Source organism: Parendozoicomonas sp. Alg238-R29 (assembly GCF_947331445.1).
Taxonomy (GTDB): Bacteria; Pseudomonadota; Gammaproteobacteria; order Pseudomonadales; family Endozoicomonadaceae; genus Sansalvadorimonas.
Window position 1 is genome coordinate 1 of record NZ_CAMZOG010000168.1, and the last position, 3,045, is coordinate 3,045.

Genomic DNA, 3,045 nt, shown 5'->3' on the forward strand with positions numbered 1-3,045 from the left:
CATCTCACGCCTTTCTCGATTTTTTTAACCGGACAGCAGTGATCTATTTAGAGTATTCAATCGCCTTCGCTGGAGTTGCACTGGATAATGCTGCTCTTTGATCAATTGATATTGATTGATTCCATGGTTGCACTTCCCACGGCAATACTTCACGTATAGCAGACTTGGGAAGCCCAGGCACAATCGCTGTTTTCGAGGTAGTAAGGTATTTACGTGCCCCTCGAATGCCAGTAGTAGTGTGTCGTAAGTATCCTTCAAGTGCGGAATGCATCGCGAGTTGATCTTTAAGATGACTTTCAGTGCTTTGTTTACTCAGTTCTCTACACCCTGGTGAAGACTGTATAAACTGAACTGGCGAATTTTCGTGCAAATTGATGCTGCTGTACATGAACTGTGATGGGGTAATGTCCCATTGTTTATCGTGCAACTGCAAAGATATGACTTTAGACATTTTAGACCCTCTCGCCGAAAAAATTACCGGGCTCATATCAGGTGTAAAATGCCTTCGGACAATAAGCTCATTCTGCCCGGGTAAAGCCAACTGCCACTGTTGACCAGGGCTAGCTTCTTTAGAGTTTTGTAAAGCCAAAGGTTTTTGGGAACCAGTAATAGCACCAAAGGGAGCCAACTTATAGCCTGAGAGAGATTTCATTGCACCTGTAGCGACCAAGCGCCTTACGGTATCAGAAAAAAAACCAGGGACTGTAAACTCTTCCGCTACTTTTATTTGCTCCTCAACAAAGAGGTTAGAAAAATCCACCTTGCTCTTTCTAACATCATTCTCATAAAGAGCACGGACTCTTGGGTATACATCTTCTTTTGCCAAGTGTCCCTCCAAGCCATTCTCAATCATGCTATTCACAAATCTTCTGGCAATATGCCAGACGGGATGATAGAGCCGCTCAACGGAAACAATTTTTTCCCTGTTTTCATTCAGCAACTCACAGAGTTGCTGAAAAGCCTGCGGGTAATACTTCGGTGGAATATAACGTACCTGCTCTCTTAGTGTGAGCAGTGCTACGTGTATCGCCATTCGAAAAGGTTCTAACTTTTCCAGAAAAAAAGCACCCTGAGTATGAAGCGTCTCATCTGTTAACAATGCAGTTAAATCTGCAATAAATCTTTCCACACCCACGACAGAATCAACTGCCATTTCCGCTGAATAGACTTCAGGGCTTGTGGCTGGAGAATACTCCCTACGCGCCTCTTCCAATCCCGCTAGAGTACGAATAATATCCGCCCACAATACGTTATTAGTACGATGCAGCAGAATCAGTGGGTGGCTGGCTAACTTTTTAAACCAGCCCTCCATCGTACTAAGTAAACCTGCAGTATTTAGCAAATTCTTATCACTTAATAAATACTGATAGTAGAGAACGTACATTCTACGGACTTGCCCCATTAAAGCCTTTTGATCAAACTCTTCGTATAGATTATTAAGCGTTTCGCGTATATCTCCTACAAGATAAAAAAGCTCTGGACTCTTTACCTCCAAACATCTAAGTACCTGCTTCTCTTCACTAATCTGCGCGTTTTTCATAGCCTCTTGAAATTTTTTGTAATCCTTACTCACAGTCTCTTTCATCTCGGTTACTTTTCTTAAAAGACCTTGGAGTTCAGTCCTGTTGTCTTCCTCTGCTTGCGGAGAAGAGTAGCTGGCTTGTGCACTCCTAGATTCCTTCTGCTGTTTGGTAAAAGGACCTGCTTGCTGATATTTTGAAGGTTCAGCTTTTGGAGGCTCATAATATTCACCCGGAACAGAATGCTCCTTTGGAGGTCCCTTTTTCTTGTCATGCAAAGTAGGAATTAGTAGCAGCGCTTCTTCATTCCGGTGTTCTCTCTGCCCTGCCCTTGACATATATCCAGTAACATAGCCGCTCGAACAAGAACCTTTGGATGCGACTGGCTTATGACTTGATTCTTCTTTCATACCCTTATTTAGAGAAATTGATCCCATCTGCTGAGCTAAAGAGCTACTCACATACTTCGTTTGAGACTTATAATGAAGAGCCTCAACAAGCTCCTTTCCTCTCAAGTTTTCCAAGAATGAATGATCTATCTCAGTTTCAGGGTTTACTTCCCACTGAAACTTGATTTTATTCTTGAACCAAACCAGGCCACGACACCCTTTAATATTGGGGTGAATATTCAATGGAAACAAAGGCTGAATAACTGGATAATCGAAAGGTAAATAGTTTTTTATATAGTCGAGGAATCGATAGGTATCTTCATGAGGGCTGTGGCTGTGGCTGTGACTGTGACTTACAACATAACTCCATACACTCTCTGTGCGTATTAATAAAATACTTTTATTAACAAGACTAGTGTTCTGGTCAAGCCATGAGTCGGAAAACTCGCTCTGAAAATGACCATCAGAAGTGACATGGAAGCTATCAAAATGCCCCACTCCCGTTTTTGCAATCAGATCCAAAACGATGACAGGTCGCTTAAGGACAGCTGCGTACCAGAATAGCTTTAGCATTTCCCTTTCTGAAAAAGGTGCCTCCCCTTTCAGCAATTGTACCTGATTGGCTGATGTCTGCTCTGTGGTCTGGGAGGCAGAGGTAAAGGAAGCCTGCCGGGACTCTGGGATTTGATGATGACGGACCCAAGAGTTCAGTGGGTTCTGTGATGATTGACCGGAAAATACAGCAGCCTCAAGCTCATTGAAGAAGTTTTCAAGTGATTGATCACTTTTACTCACACCATATGACACAGCTTCTGAATATTGGAACGACTCAAGAATGCGGAGGAGATCATCACGCAAAGTTCCCACAGCCGCAGTACAGAATAAAGCCAATGCTAAAAACAGCTGTAGATTATGACTATACCGGCATACCCGCATTGCTCACCTATCACAACGTCCACAGAGGAGGGGGGAGCGAGTATAGTCTTGCAATTTCCAATGAGTGCGCTGGCTCTGTTCACAATACATGTTGGTAGCATGAACTACACTTCTGATCGCCGGTTTCTGTCGTGTAATTGGAACCATCGTCATGTAGCAAACACAATTCCAAGAGTTCCTGAAATCTCTCAGTACATTGT

Annotated in this window: 1 protein-coding gene; it reads right to left on the minus strand. The window is 43.2% G+C overall.

The genetic code is table 11. From position 1 onward, the window contains the following. Positions 1-43 precede the first annotated feature (43 nt). A complete protein-coding gene (locus tag QMA35_RS21185; protein WP_281649129.1) occupies positions 44-2,767 on the minus strand; it encodes a hypothetical protein in 2,724 nt (907 codons plus the stop codon). Between the last annotated feature and the right edge of the window lie 278 nt (positions 2,768-3,045).